Origin of the sequence: Gracilibacillus halotolerans (assembly GCF_014206945.1) — a bacterium.
GTDB classification, from domain to species: domain Bacteria; phylum Bacillota; class Bacilli; order Bacillales; family Amphibacillaceae; genus Gracilibacillus; species Gracilibacillus halotolerans.
Genome location: NZ_JACHON010000001.1, coordinates 491050 through 512424 on the forward strand (window position 1 = coordinate 491050; position 21375 = coordinate 512424).

General features: G+C 35.8%; 23 protein-coding genes. 5 read left to right on the forward strand and 18 right to left on the reverse strand.

Translation table 11 applies throughout. The features are described from left to right. Nucleotides 1–4: 4 nt before the first annotated feature. The 7 genes from deoB to GGQ92_RS02450 all read right to left on the reverse strand — a co-directional run bounded on the left by deoB (nucleotide 5) and on the right by GGQ92_RS02450 (nucleotide 5643). Nucleotides 5–1189, reverse strand: a complete 1185-nt coding sequence (gene deoB, locus GGQ92_RS02420) for a phosphopentomutase (RefSeq protein ID WP_184244193.1) — start codon at nucleotides 1187–1189, stop codon at nucleotides 5–7. Between the two features lie 283 nt (nucleotides 1190–1472). After that, entirely contained in the window at nucleotides 1473–2372 is a 900-nt protein-coding gene (gene xerD, locus GGQ92_RS02425; RefSeq protein WP_184244195.1) for a site-specific tyrosine recombinase XerD, read from the reverse strand. Nucleotides 2373–2374: 2 nt separating this feature from the next. Beyond that, entirely contained in the window at nucleotides 2375–2593 is a 219-nt protein-coding gene (locus GGQ92_RS02430) for a DUF4227 family protein (RefSeq protein WP_184244197.1), read from the reverse strand. A gap of 70 nt (nucleotides 2594–2663) precedes the next feature. After that, nucleotides 2664–3125, reverse strand: coding sequence for a ferric iron uptake transcriptional regulator (gene fur / locus GGQ92_RS02435; protein WP_184244199.1), 462 nt, complete (start codon nucleotides 3123–3125; stop codon nucleotides 2664–2666). A 112-nt stretch (nucleotides 3126–3237) separates the two neighbouring features. Beyond that, nucleotides 3238–3870: a stage II sporulation protein M gene (gene spoIIM / locus GGQ92_RS02440; protein WP_184244201.1), complete on the reverse strand. Its 633-nt coding sequence runs from the start codon at nucleotides 3868–3870 to the stop codon at nucleotides 3238–3240. Between the two features lie 64 nt (nucleotides 3871–3934). Continuing rightward, nucleotides 3935–5098, reverse strand: coding sequence for an endonuclease Q family protein (locus GGQ92_RS02445; RefSeq protein ID WP_184244203.1), 1164 nt, complete (start codon nucleotides 5096–5098; stop codon nucleotides 3935–3937). Nucleotides 5099–5103: 5 nt separating this feature from the next. After that, nucleotides 5104–5643: an NUDIX hydrolase gene (locus GGQ92_RS02450; RefSeq protein WP_184244205.1), complete on the reverse strand. Its 540-nt coding sequence runs from the start codon at nucleotides 5641–5643 to the stop codon at nucleotides 5104–5106. A gap of 123 nt (nucleotides 5644–5766) precedes the next feature. On the opposite strand from GGQ92_RS02450, the gene GGQ92_RS02455 reads away from it, so the two are divergent. Beyond that, nucleotides 5767–6681, forward strand: coding sequence for an aldo/keto reductase (locus GGQ92_RS02455; RefSeq protein WP_184244207.1), 915 nt, complete (start codon nucleotides 5767–5769; stop codon nucleotides 6679–6681). Between the two features lie 163 nt (nucleotides 6682–6844). Here GGQ92_RS02455 and GGQ92_RS02460 read toward each other — a convergent pair whose 3' ends face one another. Both GGQ92_RS02460 and GGQ92_RS02465 read right to left on the reverse strand, forming a co-directional pair. Then, nucleotides 6845–7177 (reverse strand): iron-sulfur cluster biosynthesis family protein, encoded by a 333-nt coding sequence (locus GGQ92_RS02460; RefSeq protein ID WP_184244209.1) that lies wholly within the window; start codon nucleotides 7175–7177, stop codon nucleotides 6845–6847. 13 nt (nucleotides 7178–7190) lie between these two features. Then, on the reverse strand, nucleotides 7191–7970 hold the full coding sequence (locus GGQ92_RS02465; RefSeq protein ID WP_184244211.1) for an SDR family NAD(P)-dependent oxidoreductase: 780 nt from the start codon (nucleotides 7968–7970) through the stop codon (nucleotides 7191–7193). Between the two features lie 114 nt (nucleotides 7971–8084). Here GGQ92_RS02465 and GGQ92_RS02470 point away from each other — a divergent pair, with 114 nt between their 5' ends. Together GGQ92_RS02470 and rnz are read left to right on the forward strand one after the other, a co-directional pair. Next, a complete protein-coding gene (locus GGQ92_RS02470; protein ID WP_343068738.1) occupies nucleotides 8085–8834 on the forward strand; it encodes a glycerophosphodiester phosphodiesterase in 750 nt (249 codons plus the stop codon). 48 nt (nucleotides 8835–8882) lie between these two features. Then, complete coding sequence (rnz, locus tag GGQ92_RS02475) at nucleotides 8883–9800, forward strand: ribonuclease Z (protein WP_184244215.1); 918 nt, start codon at nucleotides 8883–8885, stop codon at nucleotides 9798–9800. Nucleotides 9801–9938: 138 nt separating this feature from the next. On the opposite strand, the gene GGQ92_RS02480 is transcribed toward rnz, so the two are convergent. Both GGQ92_RS02480 and GGQ92_RS02485 read right to left on the reverse strand, forming a co-directional pair. Continuing rightward, nucleotides 9939–11048 carry a DNA polymerase IV gene (locus tag GGQ92_RS02480; RefSeq protein ID WP_184244218.1) on the reverse strand — a complete coding sequence of 370 codons (1110 nt, stop codon included), beginning with the start codon at nucleotides 11046–11048 and terminating at the stop codon, nucleotides 9939–9941. A 10-nt stretch (nucleotides 11049–11058) separates the two neighbouring features. Next, a complete protein-coding gene (locus GGQ92_RS02485; protein WP_184244220.1) occupies nucleotides 11059–12174 on the reverse strand; it encodes a M20/M25/M40 family metallo-hydrolase in 1116 nt (371 codons plus the stop codon). An 86-nt stretch (nucleotides 12175–12260) separates the two neighbouring features. Between GGQ92_RS02485 and prli42 the strand changes: the two genes are divergently transcribed. Beyond that, nucleotides 12261–12362 carry a stressosome-associated protein Prli42 gene (gene prli42 / locus GGQ92_RS02490; protein WP_184244222.1) on the forward strand — a complete coding sequence of 34 codons (102 nt, stop codon included), beginning with the start codon at nucleotides 12261–12263 and terminating at the stop codon, nucleotides 12360–12362. Nucleotides 12363–12479: 117 nt separating this feature from the next. Here the strand turns inward: prli42 and GGQ92_RS02495 are convergent, their stop codons facing one another. Next, nucleotides 12480–12911, reverse strand: coding sequence for a BrxA/BrxB family bacilliredoxin (locus tag GGQ92_RS02495; protein WP_184244224.1), 432 nt, complete (start codon nucleotides 12909–12911; stop codon nucleotides 12480–12482). Nucleotides 12912–13084: 173 nt separating this feature from the next. Between GGQ92_RS02495 and GGQ92_RS02500 the strand changes: the two genes are divergently transcribed. Continuing rightward, nucleotides 13085–13771, forward strand: coding sequence for a TerC family protein (locus tag GGQ92_RS02500; RefSeq protein ID WP_184244226.1), 687 nt, complete (start codon nucleotides 13085–13087; stop codon nucleotides 13769–13771). 78 nt (nucleotides 13772–13849) lie between these two features. Here the strand turns inward: GGQ92_RS02500 and GGQ92_RS02505 are convergent, their stop codons facing one another. From GGQ92_RS02505 to GGQ92_RS02530, 6 genes are read right to left on the reverse strand one after another with little or no spacing between them, the layout of a single operon-like run. After that, nucleotides 13850–15154: a dihydrolipoamide acetyltransferase family protein gene (locus GGQ92_RS02505; RefSeq protein ID WP_184244228.1), complete on the reverse strand. Its 1305-nt coding sequence runs from the start codon at nucleotides 15152–15154 to the stop codon at nucleotides 13850–13852. Between the two features lie 19 nt (nucleotides 15155–15173). Beyond that, complete coding sequence (locus tag GGQ92_RS02510; RefSeq protein ID WP_184244230.1) at nucleotides 15174–16157, reverse strand: alpha-ketoacid dehydrogenase subunit beta; 984 nt, start codon at nucleotides 16155–16157, stop codon at nucleotides 15174–15176. Further along, nucleotides 16157–17155, reverse strand: a complete 999-nt coding sequence (locus GGQ92_RS02515) for a thiamine pyrophosphate-dependent dehydrogenase E1 component subunit alpha (RefSeq protein ID WP_184244233.1) — start codon at nucleotides 17153–17155, stop codon at nucleotides 16157–16159. Before GGQ92_RS02515 ends, GGQ92_RS02510 begins: the two co-directional genes overlap by 1 nt. Next, nucleotides 17148–18566 (reverse strand): dihydrolipoyl dehydrogenase, encoded by a 1419-nt coding sequence (gene lpdA, locus GGQ92_RS02520; RefSeq protein ID WP_184244235.1) that lies wholly within the window; start codon nucleotides 18564–18566, stop codon nucleotides 17148–17150. The genes GGQ92_RS02515 and lpdA overlap by 8 nt, the downstream gene beginning before the upstream one ends. A gap of 16 nt (nucleotides 18567–18582) precedes the next feature. Next, complete coding sequence (gene buk, locus GGQ92_RS02525; protein ID WP_221437195.1) at nucleotides 18583–19668, reverse strand: butyrate kinase; 1086 nt, start codon at nucleotides 19666–19668, stop codon at nucleotides 18583–18585. After that, the gene (locus GGQ92_RS02530; RefSeq protein WP_184244237.1) at nucleotides 19655–21199 is read right to left on the reverse strand and encodes an AAA-type ATPase lid domain-containing protein; all 1545 of its coding nucleotides are present in this window, start codon (nucleotides 21197–21199) and stop codon (nucleotides 19655–19657) included. Before GGQ92_RS02530 ends, buk begins: the two co-directional genes overlap by 14 nt. Nucleotides 21200–21375: the final 176 nt, after the last annotated feature.

A 21375-nucleotide genomic window follows, 5' to 3' on the forward strand; every position in this document is an offset into this window, starting at 1 on the left:
TAACTTAATCATTTTTACTAATTTCATGAAGGAAACTTTCCCCATACTCAGGCATTGAAACGTTAAAATTGTCTGCTATGGTAGCACCAATATCGGCAAATGTCTGTCGGATTGGTAATTCCTTGCCTTGTTGAATTCCTTTATGATGAACGAGCAATGGCACATATTCACGTGTATGATCTGTACCTGGGAAGGTTGGATCGTTTCCATGGTCTGCCGTAATGATTAGTAAATCATCATCTCTTAAACGTTCTAACACTTCCGGAAGTCTTTGGTCAAATTTTTCTAATGCAGCAGCATAACCGTCAGGATCGCGACGGTGACCGTATTTGGCATCAAAGTCAACGAGGTTTATAAAATTCAATCCATTAAAGTCATTATCCATAGATTGAATGAACTTTTCCATTCCATCGTCATTATCTTTCGTCCGGATAGACTCCGTAACGCCTTCACCATCATAGATGTCAGAAATTTTCCCAATCGCTATGGAGTCTAAGCCACCATCTTTAAGTGCATTCATCACTGTATATCCGAATGGTTTTAATGCATAATCATGTCGGTTAGATGTTCGCTCAAACGCGCCTGGTAGTCCTATAAATGGTCTAGCAATTACTCGACCGATTAAATATTTCTCATCTCGTGTTAACTCTCTGGAAATTTCACAAATTTCATATAATTCTTCAATCGGAACAATCTCCTCATGTGCTGCAATTTGTAAAACGGAATCCGCAGACGTATAGACAATTAAATTGCCTGTCCGCATGTGTTCTTCACCTAGCTCTTTTATAATTTCAGTCCCTGAGGCTGGTTTATTTCCAATAATTTTTCTACCTGTTTTTGCTTCAATCGCATGAATGAGTTCATCCGGGAATTTTTCGAAAGTTTGAAATGGACTTTCTATATACAGCCCCATTAACTCCCAATGCCCAGTCATTGTATCTTTACCATTCGATTTTTCTTGCATTTTGGTATAATGGGCTAATGGATGCTCAGTTTTTGATATACCTTTTATTTCACGTATATTACTAAGACCTAATGCACCCATGTTCGGCATATGTAAACCATCTCGATGCTCTGCAATATGACCTAGTGTGTCTGCACCTATATCACCAAATTTTTCTGCATCTGGCGCTTCTCCAATTCCCACCGAATCTAGAACGATAAGAAATATACGATTAAATTGTTTCATTACTATCACCCTCCTACTTTCAATTACCCTCATACTATCAGTATTATGCCCAATCTTTATTAATTTAGGCTAATTGTCTCGTATTCGTAATTTTTTTTACTCCATACACATGAGTGCAGAATCAAATCTCCTTATTAAACCTCACTGAATTATTTTGACGTGTAACCATTGTTTAAAATCTCTTTAGTCAGAGAGAAGAACAAACCATCTAATTTTGTCCTTTAAAGAAAATAAAAACTGTCAAACATTCCTAATCAAGGAGATTTGACAGCATTATTCATAACTATTTCGCCCGTGGGTGGAAATTTTGATAAATATCTTTAAGTCGAAGCTTTGAGACATGTGTATATATCTGTGTAGTTGAAATATCTGCGTGTCCAAGCATTTCTTGAACTGCACGTAAATCTGCACCATTTTCAAGTAAATGAGTAGCGAAAGAATGGCGTAGCATATGTGGCGACAAGTCTTTTTGTATTCCAACTTCTTTAGAAATTTGCTTCATCACTTTCCAAAAACCTTGCCTAGATAATTGTCTCCCATGGTGATTTAAAAAAAGGTAGTCACTCTCTTTTTTATTAAGCAAGCTTTCCCTACTATCCGAAAGATAGTTCTCAATGGCATCCTTTGCCATGTCTCCTAATGGCACAATTCTTTCCTTTGAGCCCTTACCAAAACATCTTACAAATCCCATATTTAAATGTAAATCATCCATTTTCAACGAAATAAGTTCCGTTACACGCAATCCAGTAGCATATAACGTCTCTAACATTGCTTTATTTCTAACATCAAATTTATTCGTTATTGGAAAACTTAATAAACGGTCAATTTCTTCACTCGATAATACTTTCGGAAGTTTTCTAGTTGCTTTAGGTGTTTCTATATGTAAACTGGGATCAGTTGTTAATTGATATTCCCGAATTAAGAATTGGTGAAAATGTCTTAATGTCGATAACACTCTAGCAATGGTTGTTGACGACTTTCCGTGGTCGTTTAACGAGTAAATAAACCTCGTTGTATCGTTACGATCTACATTTTCCCATTTTTGAATGTTCCTATTTTCTATTAAAAAACTAGCGTATTGTTTTAAATCACGTTTATACGCTTGTAATGTATTTTCGGATAGCCCTCTTTCTATTTGAAGATAATGAAAGAATTCTTCCATCGGTTCTTGTAACGGTTCCATCCTTACTCTCCTAACCGAAAAAATATCCCAATTCTATCAATAATATCGTTCTCTTGCGAACTAGATACCTTCATTGCTTTACCTTGTGGTGCATCATATCGGTCTAAATTCTGATACTCATGATCCAATGCTTTTAACACATAATAAAATAAAACAGTACATAATATAAATATAATAGCCATTTTCGCAATTTCATAGCAGAGCTTTAATATATGTGTCATATCATCTTCTCCTAATAGAAAATATACTCTATTAGAATTTATACCAGAAATGATACAAAATATACCTTTTTTATTCACTTCTCTCTTCATTATCTTTCTCTTGGCAATTTTTACAAATACCATGGAAAGTTAATCGATGATCCTTTACAAGGAATCCCCATTCTTTTGCAACAATTTTTTCTACATCATCTAATAGATCCTCGATAATTTCTTCTACTGAACCACAATCTGTACAGACCAAGTGGTGGTGAGAATGCTTTGCACCTTCTTTTCGAAGATCGTATCTCGAAACACCATCACCAAAGTTAATTTTATCTACTATATTCAATTCCGTTAAAAGTTCTAACGTTCGATACACAGTCGCAAGGCCGATTTCTGGAGCTTTTTCTTTAACAAGTAGATAAACATCTTCTGCACTGAGATGATCTTCCTCACGTTCTAATAATACACGTACCGTAGCTTCTCGCTGAGGCGTCAGTTTGTAGCTTTTGGCGTGTAATTCTTTTTTTATACGATCAAGTCGATGTTCCATACAATGGCCTCCCTCACTCTCCTAATTATAAATAGGGAAAGTAAGGGTGTCAATTAAAATTATTATAAACTAAATAAAATACTAAATAATAATAATTATAACTTAATAATCATTACATTATGTTGGCTACCCATCGCATCGCCTCGAACGATACAATCGATTCTAAAAATGCAGCAACCCCTGCAATGGCAACTAGAATCACAAATGTTGCTACATAGCGTGTAAATGTTTGCATGATAGAATGTTTATATCGTTTAGAAACAATACTTTGAATTAGATTAAGTGAGAAAATCATTGCAATACTACAAGCACCAATATAGAGCGGTATTAAAATTAGGTTTTGTGGTGCTATTGCAGAAAAAGCAAACAAAAGCCCTTGTGTTCCTAATTGATTAACAAAAAAACCAACCGTAAATCCAATAGCTACCCCTTTTAAAAACAAAAGTACCCAGATAACTGGCATACCGATTACCGCAAACCCTAAGAAAAAGAGAACTGCTAATGTTTGAATATGATAAATAAAAGAATTTTTAAATATATTATTATTGGTAAGAGCATCCTCTTGTAAATAGCCATGAAAAAACCTTTCTAGATAAAAGAATAAATCTTGTTTTTGAGGAAATGCCATACTATTCACAATAATCGCTCCGAATATTATTCCTGTAAGAAATAATATAATCGTAAATATATAGATTGTATGGTATTTTTCCATATGAGTTATCCAATTGCTTTGTCTAATCCGCATCTATTTCCACTTCCTTCACTTAGATTGTTAGTTCAAATCTATGAAAGAAATGGTAGAAATAGAACTAGCCATTTTTTATTACTTTTCCGTATTTCCCCCCGCCTCCTTGCTGTATAGCAAGATTTCCATTTCGAAGGGCCAAAATATTATCCGTTATTTTTATATCAACCACTCTCTTTAAATCTTCTTCTGTCGCTTGGTGGATAATGCTCATTTCCGTCCCAAACGTATTCAGAAGTTTATCTAACGTTTTCGGTCCAATCCCTGGAACAAAGTCTAATGGGACTTGATAAACGTAAGGTGGTCGCTTTCGTATTGTCTGATCACTTGTTCTTAATTCTTCAATTCTCTGTTTCACACCCTTAACCATTCGCATGCTGCCACACTGTGTACAAGGTAATTCTGTAATAGGATGGAGACATTTTTCGCAAACTGTTGTATGATATTTTCCTAATTTAGGATTCATACCATAATTCGTTCTAATACCACGCCCGTCTTTTTCATGTAATGCGAGCTTCAGTTCTAAAAAGTTCGCCTCTTTCATTGCTATCGTTTGATATTCTCTTGCAATTTTACTTGCGGAATGGGCGTCTGAATTCGTTACAAAGGTGTAGGAGTGTAATTCTCCGATTTGATCCGCCATTACGGTATCCGAACTAAGCCCTAATTCTACTGCGTCTATTAAATCCGGCAATAGAATTTCAGTTAGAGTCGATTTTACACCTTTACCGTATAAGCTCTTAAAAGGGGTGAAAATGTGGGCAGGAATAAAAAGCCCGTTCAATTCTTTAACTTTATCTTGTAAATCATGAGCACTTCCATAAAAACGCTGTGTACTCAATTCTATATTTGTTACACGATCTCGTAGCCATTGCGAGAACTTTTTCATACTTTCTAAACTCTCAAAATAACTTAGCACATGTATCGGCCCTTGGCAATTTGAGTCGTATATTTCTATTTCAGAACCGAGTATTAACGTAGTATTTCGAAAACGTATCCCACCTTTTTCTAAAGGTATTGCAGTTCCTTTCTCTATATGTTCTTCTAGCTCACTAAGAACTGCTGGTGCATGACAGTCAATTACCCCAACCATATCCATACCTTTTCTATCACTAGCCTCTTTTAGTAAGTTAGTTAACGTAAAATTTTTTGAGGCTGTAATCTTGACAGGTTTATTGTATTTATTTCTCCCTATATGCATATGTAAATCTACATAAAAATTTTCCATTTATCTCACATACCTTTTAGCTTAAGATACATTACTGCAAATACCGTTTTTGCATCATGAATTTTCTCTTCTTTTATTAGTTGTTCTGCTTCCTCTAATTTTACTTCCATTAATTCAACAAATTCATCTTCATCTAAAGAAGCTTTCTCTGTCATAGCTTTAAGTTCATTTGTCATATATACATAAAGAATCTCATCTGCAAACCCTGGAGACGTATAAAAAGATTGAATATACTCTAATTTATTCGTAGTATATCCAGTTTCTTCTTCTAACTCCCGTCTTGCGGTGACCTCAGGTAACTCACCTTCTTCAAGTTTTCCTGCTGGTATTTCGATAATTTCCTTTTCCAACGGTTTTCTAAACTGTTTTACCATCACTATTTTACCTTCTGATGTTATTGGAATAATTGCGACTGCACCTGGGTGCTTGACAAGCTCTCTCTTAGATTGTTTCCCGTTTGGTAATTCAACATCATCTACTTGCACAGAAATAACTCTACCCTCAAATATTTTTTGCGTGGACAATGTCTTCTCATTCATGCTCATTCAAATAATCCTCTCTATGTTTCCTATTTTAGAAATTTATTATTCGTATCTTCCACTTTCATTGTAATTCTTTCTAACGGTTTGTACAATGAGGTAAGAATCATATATGAAAGGACAGATATTATGGAAAAAAAGCAATTAGGTACATCGGATTTATTTGTTTCCCCTATATCTTTAGGTTGTATGTCATTAGGAACAGACGAAAAAAAAGCTTCCGATATCATTCACCGTGCCTTGGATTTAGGTATTAATTATTTAGATACTGCTGATTTATATGATAAAGGATGGAATGAAGAAATTGTCGGAAAGACCATAAAGGAACGTAGAAATGAAATTGTACTAGCAACCAAAGTAGGAAATCATCTTAACAATGATGGTACTTGGTTCTGGGACCCATCAAAATCCTATATAAAAGAGCAAGTTAAAGAAAGTCTACGTAGGCTTCAGACGGATTATATTGACTTATATCAACTACATGGTGGTACGATCGATGACCCAATCGATGAAACAATCGAAGCATTTGAAGAGCTTAAACAAGAAGGTACTATCCGCTATTATGGGATATCTTCCATTCGTCCTAATGTAATACGTGAATATGTTCAACATTCTAGTATTGTAAGTGTTATGCTGCAACATAGCTTGCTTGATCGACGACCAGAGGAAAGTGTTTTAGAATTACTTGCCAAAAATAAGATTAGTGTCGTTACTAGAGGTAGTTTAGCAAAAGGAATACTTAGTAAAAATAGTTTAGAAGTTGTGAAGAAGAAAGGAACAGAAGGCTATCAATCCTATTCTTTCGAGCAACTTAAAAATACAGTTAAAAAATTAGAAGGAATTCTACATGAAGGGCAGACATTAAACGGTCTAGCAATTCATTACGTTTTGTCTCAACCTGCTGTTACTTCCGCTGTGATTGGAGGTAGCTCCATTCAGCAGCTCGAAGAAAATTATGATGCATTCAATGAGGCTTTTAGCGAGGACCAGTTAGATGCAGCTAAAGCACTAACTATGGAAAACTATTATGACAAACATCGATAGTCAGGTGATCATAACATAATGCGAGTAGCGTTATATAGATAGGAGCTGAGCAAATTAGTTTACCAGCTCCTACTTTTTATCAGGAAATCAATTGTTAACTAAGTCAGTTCTCGTTATGTTTTAATTCTAAAAATACGAAATTACACATACAATTCAATTAGGCTTAATCAAAATCTTTCTCCAGTAAACTTTGCACAGATATTATAGGATTTAACATTTCATTTGGACTCGATAAACGAAATGTTGCCCCATTATAATCTAACTTCATCTCTTTAGCAAAGAAGGTTTTTTGTTGGTAGTGGACAATAGTATCCATTTCTTCACAATTTACAGGTTGAAAGGATGAATCCTTAGTTTCTTTTAAGCGAATGGAAGGTAACCCATTAACACCACAACCACATCCATCCGCGTCGTATGCAAGTAGTAAATAGTTTCGGTCTTCCTTATTAACTTCGGCTATTTTTTCAAGAGCTCTATCTGTTATTGTAAGTTCCATTACGATTCCTCCTCTATTTTTTGCGGAACATCGGTTCAAATAATTTCTCCATAGCTCGAGGCATGAAGTAAAAAAAGTAGCTCCCTATTTGCATCCAAAAGGGTAAATTAATTTCTCTTTTGCTCGTATATAAGGAGTGGACGATTTTAGCAGCTACTTTGTCCGGGTCTAACATATATTTTTCTACACTTTCTCGATAATTACCAGATTGATCCGCATTATCGAAAAAGCCTGTTCTCACTGGCCCTAAGTTAACAGTTGTAATCTTTACATTGCTACCTTTCATTTCCATTCTTAATGCATTCGAAAAATTAATGATAAAGGCTTTTGATGCTGCATAAATACTTGATTTTGGCGTAGGTATTTTTCCCGCCATTGAAGCAACTTGGATAATATGCCCTTCATTTTCCTTTATACTAGGAAGAAGACCCTTTGTTAAATTTACTACTGCGTGAATATTTAATTGCAGCATCTCGTCAATTGCTTCTTCTGGCGTTAGTTCTAATTTTTCGAATAAACCAATTCCTGCATTATTAATAAGAACATCTACACGTTGAACACTTTTCACAATCGTATAAACAAATCGTGGTTCTTTTAAGTCTCCAGTAAAACATATAGGTTTCACATCATACATAGTTGCAATTTTTCTCTTTAGCGCCTGAAGTTTTTCTTCGTTTCTACCTATCAGAATAGGAATTGCTCCTTGTCTAGCAGTATGAAGTGCAAGCTTTTCTCCAATACCTCCTGTTGCTCCAGTAATCAAAACATTTTTATTTTTTAACCTTTTCCCCATTTTATCACCTATCTCTATTCTAACAAAACAAAGGAGCTTTTTAATAGAATAACGGATATTTTATTGACAATTATATCTAAATAACCGACAATCATGATAAATCTTTTTAAAGGGGTGATATATTTGAAAACACTCATTTATGCGCACCGCGGAGCTAGCAAATATGCACCCGAAAACACGATGCCTGCTTTTAATTTAGCATATGAACAAAAAGCAGATGGAATTGAAACAGATGTTCAATTAACAAAAGACAATGTTCCAGTATTAATTCATGACGAGATGGTAAATAGAACAACAAACGGTAAGGGATTTGTCCATGACTATACATATGAACAATTACGAGAATTGGATGCTGGCTTGTCATTTCATTATCGATTTATAGGCACTAGAATTCCAACACTGGATGACCTATTAAAATGGAATCAAAAAAAACGACTTCGTTTAAATATTGAATTAAAAAATAGTAAATTATCCAGTAACTCACTAGAGGAAATTGTCATAAAGAAAATTAAAGCATTTAATATGGAGAATTTGTGCATTATCTCGACTTTTAGTATGAATTCTATTAAAAATTTATGTGAGTTGAATTCGCCAATCCCATATGCTTTTCTCACGAGTAAAAACATACCTGGCTTTATTGAGAAATCTAAAGAGCTACGTGCTTCCGGTATTCATATCCGTTACCGTTTATTAAACCGAAGATTATTTCGTAGCGCAAAAAATAACAACTTATATATTGCCGTTTATACACTGAATCATCCCGTAACGCTAACTCGTGCATTTCAATTTCCTTGCGATGCTGTAATCACTGATGTACCGGATATAGCCGTTCGGTATCGAAATAGAGTCCAACAAGAAGATTGACTTAATATCTAATATACACTAGACAATTTACGAAAGGAATCATACAATATGCAACTGCACTTTCTCGGAACCGGTGCCGGAATTCCTAGTAAACTCCGCAATGTTTCTTCTGTCCTACTAGACCTACTACAAGAAACAAACCAGATGTGGATGTTTGACTGCGGAGAAGCTACCCAACACCAAATTTTATCTACATCTATACGACCTAGAAAAATTTCTAAAATATTTATTACCCACTTACATGGTGATCACATCTATGGGTTACCAGGTTTTTTAAGTAGCAGATCCTTCCAAGGTGGAGATAGCCCTGTGCAAATTTATGGACCAAAAGGACTTGAAAATTTTGTGCAAACTGCTCTCCATGTAGCCGATACAAAACTTAATTATCCGCTTGAATTTTTTGAGACAAGAGAAGGAGTTATTTTCGAGAATTCCCAATTTATTATAGAAGCAAAGCAATTAATACATGGTGTTGATAGCTACGGTTACATTATTCAACAAAAGGATTTGCCTGGACCTCTATTAGCAGAGAAGTTGATTGCAGAAGGCATTCAACCAGGACCAATCTTTCAACTAATTAAGGAAAATGAAGAAGTTAAATTGGCTAACGGACGAATAATTAAATCAAAGAATTACCGGGGCCCAGTAAAGAAGGGTAAAAAAATAGCCATTTTCGGTGATACGAAATTTGATAGTAGCGTGATCCCTATTGTAAGGAATGCGGACGTATTGGTCCACGAAGCTACTTTTTCTAAAGAGAGCCAAGATCTAGCAATGGCTTATTACCACTCTACTACTGCAGATGCAGCCACGATAGCTAAAGAAGCAAATGTTAAAAAACTAATACTGACCCATCTATCGTCTAGATATCAATCTCAAGATGTGGCGCATCTTCTTGAAGAAGCAAAGCAGATTTTTGATAATAGTTATATTGCGAATGATTTTGACACGTTTCCGATTCTCTAATACGAGATAAAATTGTTCACTGCTATTTACGGATCAAATATGAAACTACCAAACCAGATATGGAATAAAGATATGCCTCATAAAAATAACACGAGTAAGCCTGTACCATTTGGCTTAACCCGTGTTATTTTTTCATTTTTATTTTGTCTCATCAAAAAATTCTAATTGATAGGTTGCTTGTTCTTTTGGTATTACTTCCTGCAATGTAATACCCAAAAGTCTTACTGGTCTTTCGTTCCAGTGCTTTTCTAAAAGTTTACGTCCATAGTAGAATATATCTTTTGCCTCATAAACGTATTGTGAAGCACTAATTCGACGAGTGATTGTTGTCCGATCTTCATAGCGAATAGTAAGTTGGACCGCTCTTCCAACTACACCGCTCTTTATGATACGTTGCTCCGTTTTTTTAGCTAAATCATTTAATTTGTATGTGAGTTCCTCAAGGACACTAATATCCTGTGCAAATGTTTGAGAGCTTCCAATACTTTTATATACCGAAACACTGTTCGGATCAACAGGTCTTGGATCTTCACCTAAAGCTCTTCTCCTTAACTTTTCTCCATTTATACCGAAGACTCCTTTAATAAGGAAAGGATCTGCTTTGGCTAAATCACCTATTGTCTTAATATTTCTCTCTCTCATTCGCTCTGCTGTTTTATACCCAACACCATGCATATCATCTATAGGTAGTACCCAAAGTTTATTAGGTATATCTCTTTTTCTTAGTATTGTAATCCCATTTGGCTTTTTCATATCTGACGCCATCTTTGCTAAGAATTTATTCGGTGCTATTCCAATACTACAAGGTAAATCTAGTTTTTCCTTAAGTTTCATCTGAATCCTATTTGCTATCTCTAGCGGAGTGCCTTGTTCGTAACATTCAGAGATATCTAAATATCCTTCATCGATCGATATTGGTTCAACAAAGGGAGTGAACTCCTCAAAAATAGCAAAAATCTCCCGAGAAATCTCTCGATACCTATCCATATTAGGCCGCTTAACGATTAAGTCTTTACATAGCTTCTTCGCTTGCCATAATGCCATCGTAGTCTTAATACCATACGCCCTTGCCTCATAGTTACAAGTAACGATAATTCCTTTACGTTCATCAGGGTTACCCGCAATAGCTAGAGGTTTGCCTCTTAATCGTGGATCATCTGCTGTCTCTACGGAAGCATAAAAACTATTCATATCCGCATGTAAGATAACTCGTCCCTTTTTAGGATACCAGCTTTTTTTATGATTCATTATGATTCGCTCATTTACTATTCGCTAGTTTAATTATTTCCTTAATTAGCGATGGAATTAATTCTAACTCACTCAAAGCTATTCTTTCTTGTTTTGTATGAATAAATTCATATCCAACCCCCAAATTAATGGTAGGCAGACCTTTTCTATTAAAGTGATTAGCATCGCTCCCACCACCACTAGGTTGAACCTCTGCTTTTCTTCCTAGATTAGTAACAGCTTGCATCGCTGTTTTGACAACTGCGTCAGATTCTGTATAGCTATATGCATAATACATTTGCTTTTTATCTATTTCAGCAGCTCCACCCATCTTCTCTGTTACTTCCATTATTGCCTCTTCCATTGCTTGAATTTGTTTTTCAAGCTTGTCTTGGTTTAAGGAACGTGCTTCGGCAATAATAGATACTTGATCACAGACAATATTCGTTGGGCCTTTTCCTTCGAAACTTCCAATATTGGCAGTCGTTTCAGCATCAATTCTCCCTAGTGGCATTTTCGAAATTGCCTTTGCTGCCATCGTAATTGCGGAGATTCCTTTTTCAGGACTAACACCTGCATGGGATGACTTCCCCTTTATAACAAAAGACATTCGCGCTTGGGAAGGTGCTGCAGAAATAATTTTACCTATCTCTCCGTTACTATCTAGTGCATAGCCATATTGTACTGGCAAATCTTCTTGGAAAGCGCCAGATCCGACTAATCCAGTTTCCTCGCCACTTGTTAGTACGATATAAATATCATCATGATCAATTGCATCTTCTTTAAGCTGATGAATCGTCTCAATTATCCCTGCTATTCCAGCTTTATCATCCGCTCCGAGAATCGTTTTACCATCTGAGTAGATATACCCATCTTTTATGATTGGTTTAATATTATTCCCTGGAACTACTGTATCCATATGAGATGTGAAGAAAATGGGTGTTCCTTTACTATTACCAGGAATTTTAGCTATGATATTTCCCGCACTATGTCCAGTTATTTCTGCTGTCCCATCTTCATAAGCCTCAATTCCTAGCTCTTCAAATAAGGATAGAAGATAATCCGCGATATCTCTTTCTTTACCTGATTCCGAATCAATTGTTACAAGATCAATAAATTGCTTTACAATTCTAGAATGTTTTGACATGCATATACTCCTTTTTTATACTTGTTGAAAAACCGCAATCCGTGTACAATATATTATATCATCTGCCAATTAAAGGGGGAATTTATATGGCATCGAAACGCCAGAAACGAATGAAGCTTATTATTTATATTATGATTGCAGCTATGGTTCTATCTACCATCACTTATGGATTGGCAATGTTTATTTAAAGAAATAAAATGAATGTTACCGTACTCCCGTACAATCCTATATAAATTGAAAAGGTAACCATATCTTCAACTTAAAGATTGTTGGTTACCTTTTCTGTTATATATATTGAAAATTCTTTATACCTCTTCGCAATACTCATCAAAAGCTTTTTGCAGTTTAGAAACTACTTCTACCGGTGAATGGCCTTCAATTTCATGTCGCTCAACCATCGTTAAGATCTTGCCGTCTTTTAGTAAAGCAAAAGAAGGTGAGGATGGTGGGTAACCTTCAAAAAACTCTCTAGCTCTTTCTGTTGCTTCTCTATCTTGACCGGCAAAAACTGTAACCAGTTGATCTGGTCTCTTATCATAATGAATCGCTCCTGCTGCTGCCGGCCTAGCCACTCCACCTGCACATCCGCAAGTTGAATTCACCATTACAAGAGTAGTCCCTTCTTTACTTAACACTTCATCTACTTCTTCAGGTGTCGTCATTTCTTCATACCCTGCTTCTTTTATCTCACGGCGTGCTGTCTCTACAACATCACCCATAAATATATTGAAATCCATGTTTCTCCAACCTTTCGCAATGTATATTTGATAGCTTTATGATACCATTCGAACTCCAATAATCGCAACTATTCAATCTATGAAGATTAATGCGACTATATGGAATATCATATGATGGACAAGGCATATAGTTTATAGAGTATATTTGATTCTATGGGAAAGGGTTGAACGGAATGGACCTTCAATTTCTACAAGAGTTAGACTGGATAAGCCTATTACAAATCATCCTTATTGATATCATTCTTTCGGGAGATAATGCATTAGTGATTGCTTTAGCAACAAAAAATCTCCCAAAACAACACCAACATCGAGCAATATTATTCGGGGTGGCTGGAGCAGTAATTCTAAGAATTGCTTTTGCTAGTGGAGTCGTATTTTTATTAAAATTACCTATGATTTATTTTATTGGTGGACTATTATTAATTTTTATTGGGTATAAATTAATCCAAAAAGAAGAGGAAAATTTGGAAGGGATTCAATCTCATTCAACCTTATTCAGAGCTATAACAACAATTATTACAGCTGATGTTATTATGAGTCTAGATAATGTTGTAGCTATAGCAGGAGCGGCAAAAGGGAATCTTTCCTTACTTGTATTCGGTGTAGCTATTTCAATACCTATTATGATTTTTGGTGCTAAATTTATTGTCGTTTTACTTAATAAATATCCAATATTGCTTTATGCAGGCGCAGGTATTCTGGTCTATACTGGGGTTGAAATGATGGTAAAAGAGAAGTGGCTTATGGACCTTTTACAACTTGAAGGAAAATGGATTGTGATTACCGTTAGTATTATTATTACAGCTGGAATTATTGCAAATGGTTGGATACAAAATCAAAGAGTCAGTAATAAGACATAACACCACTTCTAATAGTAAAAAAACAAATGGTATAGGTTTTCGACTAACCTTCATACCATTTGTTTTCTTTACGTATAATTAATAAATAGGTGTTGTGTCACTAGATATATTTTCTAAAATGGATTTTACGTGTGACATAAACGCCCCACAAATTACACCATCAAGTACACGGTGATCAAGAGATAGACATAGATTAACCATATCACGTGCAGCAAACATATTATCAATAATAACTGGCCGCTTAACAATCGACTCAACTTGTAATATAGCAGCTTGTGGGTAATTGATTACACCCATCGATTGAACAGAACCAAACGAACCTGTATTATTTACGGTGAAAGTTCCACCCTCCATATCTTGTTGAGTTAGTTTACCTGTACGTGCTTTATGGGACAATTCAGCAATTTCCTTTGCGATTCCCTTTATACTTTTCTCATCTACATTTTTAATTACAGGGACGTATAACTCTTTACCGTGAGCTACTGCAATAGATAGATTGATTTCTTTTCTTTGAATAATCTTATCTCCTGCCCAACAACTATTTAACTCTGGGAATTTCTTTAAAGCTTTTGCAACTGCATTAAGAAAGAATGCAAAATAAGAAAGATTGTAGCCTTCATTCTCCTTGAATGCGTCTTTCACTTCGTTACGATAAGAAACAAGCTCTGTAACATCAACCTCTATCATCATCCAAGCATGTGGGATTTCGGTTTTCGACCTTACCATGTTGTTTGCTATCGTACGTCGAAGTCCTGTAACTGGAATCTCCGTATCGCCAGGATTCGGTTTAATCGGCTTTCTTCGTGTAATTGGAGGAATAAACTCATTGAAAGCATTACCATTCTCTGTAGAAGAAGCTGCCTGACTATCAGTTGTAGCTGCTACAACTTGCTTAATTTCTTTCTTGGTAGTATCTTTTTGTCCTTCAGAAATCCTCTTTTCAATATCTTTTCTTGTGACCCTACCATGCTTACCTGTACCAGTTACTTCTTCTAAATTAATGGCATGCTCTTGTGCTAATCTCATAACAACAGGTGAGTACCTCTGCTTCATAGTAGACGATTCATTCGATGTTTTAGTTGTTATAGGACTATTCGTTGTAGGGTGATTCGTTGAAGGTTCGACCACCTTATCTTCTTGGGTGTTTGATTCTATATAACACATAAGCTCACCTACTGCGATTGTTTCCCCTTCGTTAGCCACTATTTCTTTTATCGTTCCAGAGAAAGTAGACGGTACTTCAGCATTCACTTTATCTGTCATCACTTCCGCAATGGCATCATATTTTTCTATATAATCGCCTTCCTTGACTAACCAGTTACTAACAGTTCCTTCCGTCACACTTTCCCCTAATTGTGGCATCGTAATTCGACGTAATTCCATTGTATCTCCCTCCCGTCTCTTAAAATTCTGCTAAGTCTCTAATCGCTGTTTCTACTTTTTCGGCATTCATCATAAATTCCTTTTCTAATGGAGGAGCATAAGGCATCGCAGGAACATCCGGGCCTGCTAGTCTTTGGATTGGTGCGTCAAGGTCAAACAAGCAATTTTCCGCAATAATCGCAGCAACTTCACCAATAATTGCTCCTTCTTTGTTATCTTCTGTTACTAATAGTACCTTCCCGGTTTTAGAAGCAGCTTCGATAATCGCTTCTTTATCTAGTGGGTAGACAGTTCGTAAATCAAGTATTTCAGTAGATATTCCTTCTTTTTCTAATTTTTCAGCTGCCTCTTTAGCAAGATGCACACACAATCCGTATGTGATTACAGTTACATCGGTTCCTTCACGCTTAATATCTGCTTTACCTATCGGAAGAACATAATCTTCTTCTGGTACTTCTTCTTTCAATAAACGATAAGCTCTCTTATGTTCCAAGAAGAGAACAGGATCTTCATCTCTGATAGATGCTTTTAAAAGACCTTTTGCATCATAAGGACTAGACGGCATTACCACTTTTAATCCTGGCTGATTCGCAAATATCGCTTCAATCGATTGTGAATGGTATAAAGCACCATGTACGCCACCACCATATGGGGCACGTATTGTAATGGGACAATTCCAATCATTATTGGATCGATACCGTATCTTAGCAGCTTCGGAAATAATTTGATTTACTGCCGGCATAATAAAATCTGCAAACTGCATTTCAGCAATAGGTCGCATTCCATACATAGCTGCACCAATTCCAACTCCCACTATTGCAGATTCCGAAAGTGGTGTATCAATTACTCGTGCTTCTCCGAACTTTTCGTATAAACCATCAGTTGCTCGAAAGACGCCACCTTTTATACCAACATCTTCTCCTAGCACAAATGTTTTTGAATCTCGTTCCATTTCCTCATACATTGCTTCCGTAATGGATTGGATATAATTCTTTACCGCCATTATTTAACCTCCTCACCATACACATAACTCAGTAATGACTCTTTATCCGGGTATGGAGCCTTCTCTGCGTACTCATTAGCTTCGTTAATCACATCTTTAATTTCTTCTTCCATCGTGTTTTCCTCGGACTCTGTTAAAATACCTTCATTTACTAAATATTCGCGGAATGCTACTACTCCATCCTCTGATTTCGCTTTATCAACTTCATTTTTTGTTCGATATAACATATCATCGTCATCACTAGAATGAGGGGTAAGTCGATCGGCATTCGCTACTACAAGAGTTGGTCCTTCTCCATTTAGAGCTCGTTCATGAGCGTCACTAACAGCATTGTAAACCTCAAATGGATCATTTCCATTCACTTCAATACCTTTTATACCATATCCAATTGCTCGGTCAGCGATTGAATCACAAGCTAATTGCTTAGCTAATGGAACACTGATCGCATATTTATTATTTTCTACAAATACAATCAACGGTAAGCGGTGAACACTAGCAAAGTTTAATCCCTCATGGAAATCTCCTTGATTCGTTGAACCTTCTCCCAATGTCACAAACGTAACTTCGTCTTTCCCTTCCATCTTAGAAGCTAAAGCAAATCCTGCTCCGTGTGGTATTTGAGTTGTTACAGGAGAAGAACCCGTCACGATACGTTGTCGTCGATGACTGAAATGGTTCGGCATTTGTCTTCCACCAGAATTCGGATCCTCTGCTTTCGCATAAGCAGATAAAAAGATTTCTTTAGGAGTCATACCGAAATGCAGAACAACACCGATATCTCTGTAATAAGGTAAAATATAATCTTTCTCTTTGTTTAAAGCAAATGATGCTGCAACTTGCATAACTTCATGTCCTTGACACGAAACGACGAACGGAATACTACCAGACCGATTTAAAAGCCACATTCTTTCGTCAATTCTTCTAGCAAGTAGCATTTCTCGATACATATCCAGTAACAATGTTTTGTCTTCTTTTTTTAAAGTAGTTGTTTTAACCATGTAATTTCCTCCCCTCGATTGCTAAAGCCACTTCACTGTAAATTTCGTTCATTGAAGGATGCGGATAGATGACTTCGGAAAGCTCAAGTGGTGATGCATCGAAGTAAAAAGCCATACTACCAGGCGTGATTAACTCCGTTGCAGTACCTCCAACGATATGAATACCGATTAAATCCTTCGTTTTTTGATCACTAATCATTTTAATGAAGCCATCTTCCTCCCCATTCACAAATGACTTACCTACAGATGGAAAATACGTCTTTTTCACTTCAACCTGATAACCTTGATCCAAGGCTTGCTGTTCGGTTAATCCAATCATTGCAATTTCTGGGTTACTATAAACACACGAAGGTATAGAACTCTCCGTCGGTAGAGATTGACTTGCTGTAATATGACTTATTGCCTTCCTAGCTTCATACATTGCTACATGTGCAAGCATGTTGCCACCTGTAACATCACCTATCGCATATATATGACTTTCTTTTGTTTGGAGATGTTCATTCACGATAATCGAACCGTCATCATCACATTCGATTTCTGTATTTTGTAAACCAATGTTAAATGTATTTGGCTTTCTACCCACAGCGACCAATACTTTTTCCGTTGTAATAACTTGGTTTTCTTCATTTGTTTGTATATGTACTTCAGCAGAATTTTTATCCTTTTTGACATCTTCTACTAATGCATTTTTTAGAATGTTAATTCCTCTTTGTTTTAGCCTTTTTTCTGTAAATGAGATAATATCCAAATCAAATCCTGGCAATATATTTCCTGATGCTTCCACAATTGTGACATCACATCCTACATCAGCAAAAAGAGATGCCCATTCGATACCGATTACTCCTCCACCGATAATGACCATATTTTGTGGTATGTCATCTAAATCAAATAAGTGATCTGAAGTAATAACAACTTCGCCATCTGGAGCAATTTTAGAAATACTATTAGCTGATGATCCAGTAGCAAGAATGACATTTTTGGGAATAAGTATGTCATTTTCTTTATCGTCCTCATACTCAACAGATATAGAGCCAGCCATCGGAGAAAATATAGATGGACCTAGTAATCGACCAAATCCATGATAGACATCGATTTTGCCTTGTTTCATTAAAGACTGCACTCCGTTATATAAACGATTGACTACCTCATCTTTTCTAGCAATCACTTTGGACCAATTAAATGTTGGATCAGCTGTCTCTACTCCAAATTGCTCGGCATGTTTCGTCAGCTGATATATTTCGGCACTCTTTAGTAAAGATTTAGTAGGAATGCACCCTTTATGCAAGCACACGCCACCTATTTTGTCAGACTCTACGATAGCTGTTTTTAATCCAGCTTGACTTGCACAAATGGCCGCGACATATCCACCTGTTCCGCCACCTAAAATGACTAAATCATAATTTTCAGCCACGTAACCACCTCTTTTCTTAATATTGGATTGCTTGTTCCTGCTCTGTCAACACACGGTAAGCAGCTTGATAAAGTGAAGATAAAACATTTTCACCTGGCATAATGTACACATCAGCTATCCAGCTCGTTTGATTGATAATTTTATCTGTTAGATAGGAGTAATTTGCAAGATTTCCTGTTAAGCCAATAGCGTTAACATTACCAGATAACGCTGCACTCATCTTTCCTATCTCTTTTGAAACTTGATAAGCTAAAATATCAAATACTTCTTCGGTTTCTTTTTGTCTTTCAGCATAAGCTCTATCTAATTCATCGAAATCTTGAATTTCTAAATAGCTCTTCAATCCGCTCTCGAAAATAATTTTTTGTTTGATCTGCTTCTCCGTTTTTCCTTCTAGAAAACACATATCGATTAAATGATGATTAGGAATACTACCCGCTCGTTCAAAAGACATCGGTCCTTCTCCGTCAAATCCATTATTCACATCAATTACTCGACCATATTGATGGGCGCCTACCGTCACACCACCACCTAAATGCGCAATTACGAAACATAAATCGTCGTAATTAGCATTTAATTGTGAGGCAATTTCTCTTGCCACTGATTTTTGATTCAATGCGTGAAAAATACTTTTTCGCTTTCTCTTTGGGAGACCTGTTGATTTTGCTAAATCCATCATCTCATCTACAACAACTGGGTCCGCAATATAAGAAGGGATATTTAGTTTTTCTTCTATTTTATTTGCTATTAATGCTCCGAAATTGGAGACATGAAAACCGTATCGTGCTTGCTCTAAATCGTTTATCATTTTTTCATTGATACGATAAGTTCCTCCGCTAATTGGTCGAAGAAGTCCTCCACGCCCACAAACTGCATCAATTGAAGTAAGTCCGATTCCAATATCCTCTATATGATTGATAATCGACTTTGTGCGGTATTTCGCTTGTTCATGAATGGATAGCTTCTCCCATTCCTTTTTAACCGGAACGTCCCATTCATAAAGAGATGTATCATTCTCAAAGATTCCATATTTGGTGTAATCTATTAAGGGATTAACAACCAGAATTCTAAAGCTATCTTTGACTATTCTAATCTCCTCCATCAATTTGATATTTTTCCATCTTGTAATATAGACTTCTTATAGAAATTCCAAGTAGCTTTGCTGTTTTCGTTTTATTATGGTTGCATTCCTTCAATGTTTGAACAATAAATTTTTTCTCAAATTGATCTACCGCATTTTGTAATGTGTCAGTTTCTACCTCTACAGAATCATTTGTTGTAAAAACTTTTAAGTCTTCAATATTTAACTTCGTCTGATTACTGGAAACAGCGTTCATCATATTGCCTACCGTTATTTCGAGTTCTGCTACGTTTCCAGGCCATTCGTTTTTCATCCACACTTTCATTAAATCTTCATCTACTTTTTCAATATTTAAATTGTATTTGTTATTGAACAACTCAATAAAATAAGTAACTAAAAACGGAATATCGTCCACACGCTCCCTTAGTGGTGGTAGGCTAATGTGGTTTTTCAAGCTATTAAACGTTTCGATATTGGTGCTGCTAAGAATTAGTTGAAAATCGGTATACTCTTCTAATGTTCTTAGTAAGTTATCTGCGGAAAACAAATTGCCAACGTTATAAATAAATGCCGTTCCTTTTTTAAATTGTGCTAAATGGATTTTTATCTTATTCAATGAAAAACTCGGATGATTACAATCAAATGTTAGAAAAGCTTCGTATTGAAGCTTACTTTCATTGTGAATTGCTTTTGCAAGAGTTCTCTTACCTGTCCCTTTCTCGCCCGATATTAAGATTGGTCTTGCTGTTTTCAAATAAAGCTTTGCTTGTTCTCTTACTAATTGCATTTCTGTTGTTTGACCGATAATATCGACTAACTTGTAATTATTCTCTAATTTACGAACTAATTTGGTCATCACTTCTAATTTTCTTTCGGTATCTTGATTCTGTTTCTTAACTTTTATTTCTTGTAAGCAACCTGCAATTTTCCCATTATGAAATATTGGTTCCGTTATTAATATCAAACTTTGATTTATAATTGTTTCAGTATTTATGACAGTTTGGATTGTTCTTCTTTTATTCATTGCTTGCGTAAATTGCTGTTCCGTATATTCCGTCAACTTCTCAGTATATTCGATTATCTTACTCCAATCGCTACTTGCTACGTCTGTTTGTCCGGATTTATTTACAATGCGAAAAGACTTACCTGGAAAGTGCGCAATTTTTTGCATAGCAGAACGCCAATACTCTAGTTTTGTAAAGTCGTAAACCATATCATTAAATTCGTTAAAACTTTGTAATAATAGAATAACACCTTGTAATTCATGGTTTTTACCTAGCAAGGGAGAATATTGTGTCACAATTTTTTGGTCTGTTTCTATTGCATAATCGACTTGTTTAATAATCCGTCGTAATTGCTGTACCTCTATATTTTTCGACTCCACAAGTACACTATACAACTTTGTGCGTGTTGTCAGTTTTTTATCTTTTAAGAGAAGTTGCTCTGCCTTTTTATTTGCTAATAGTATATGACTATCATTGCTGATTAGAACAACCCCAATTGGTAAATTGTGCAACAACTCTTCATTTAATATGATATTTTTTGCAGACAACTTCATCACATCCTGCATTTATTTGCATGATACCATCATAAACTTTTCAAGGAATTAAATCAAGGAAATATAGGTTATAATGAATAGTACGTAAGAGCAAAGTATCGTGCAGTTGATTTCATTAGTTGTATTATCATGTACTCAAGTATCCTCTTTCCAAATACCGAAAAGATTAT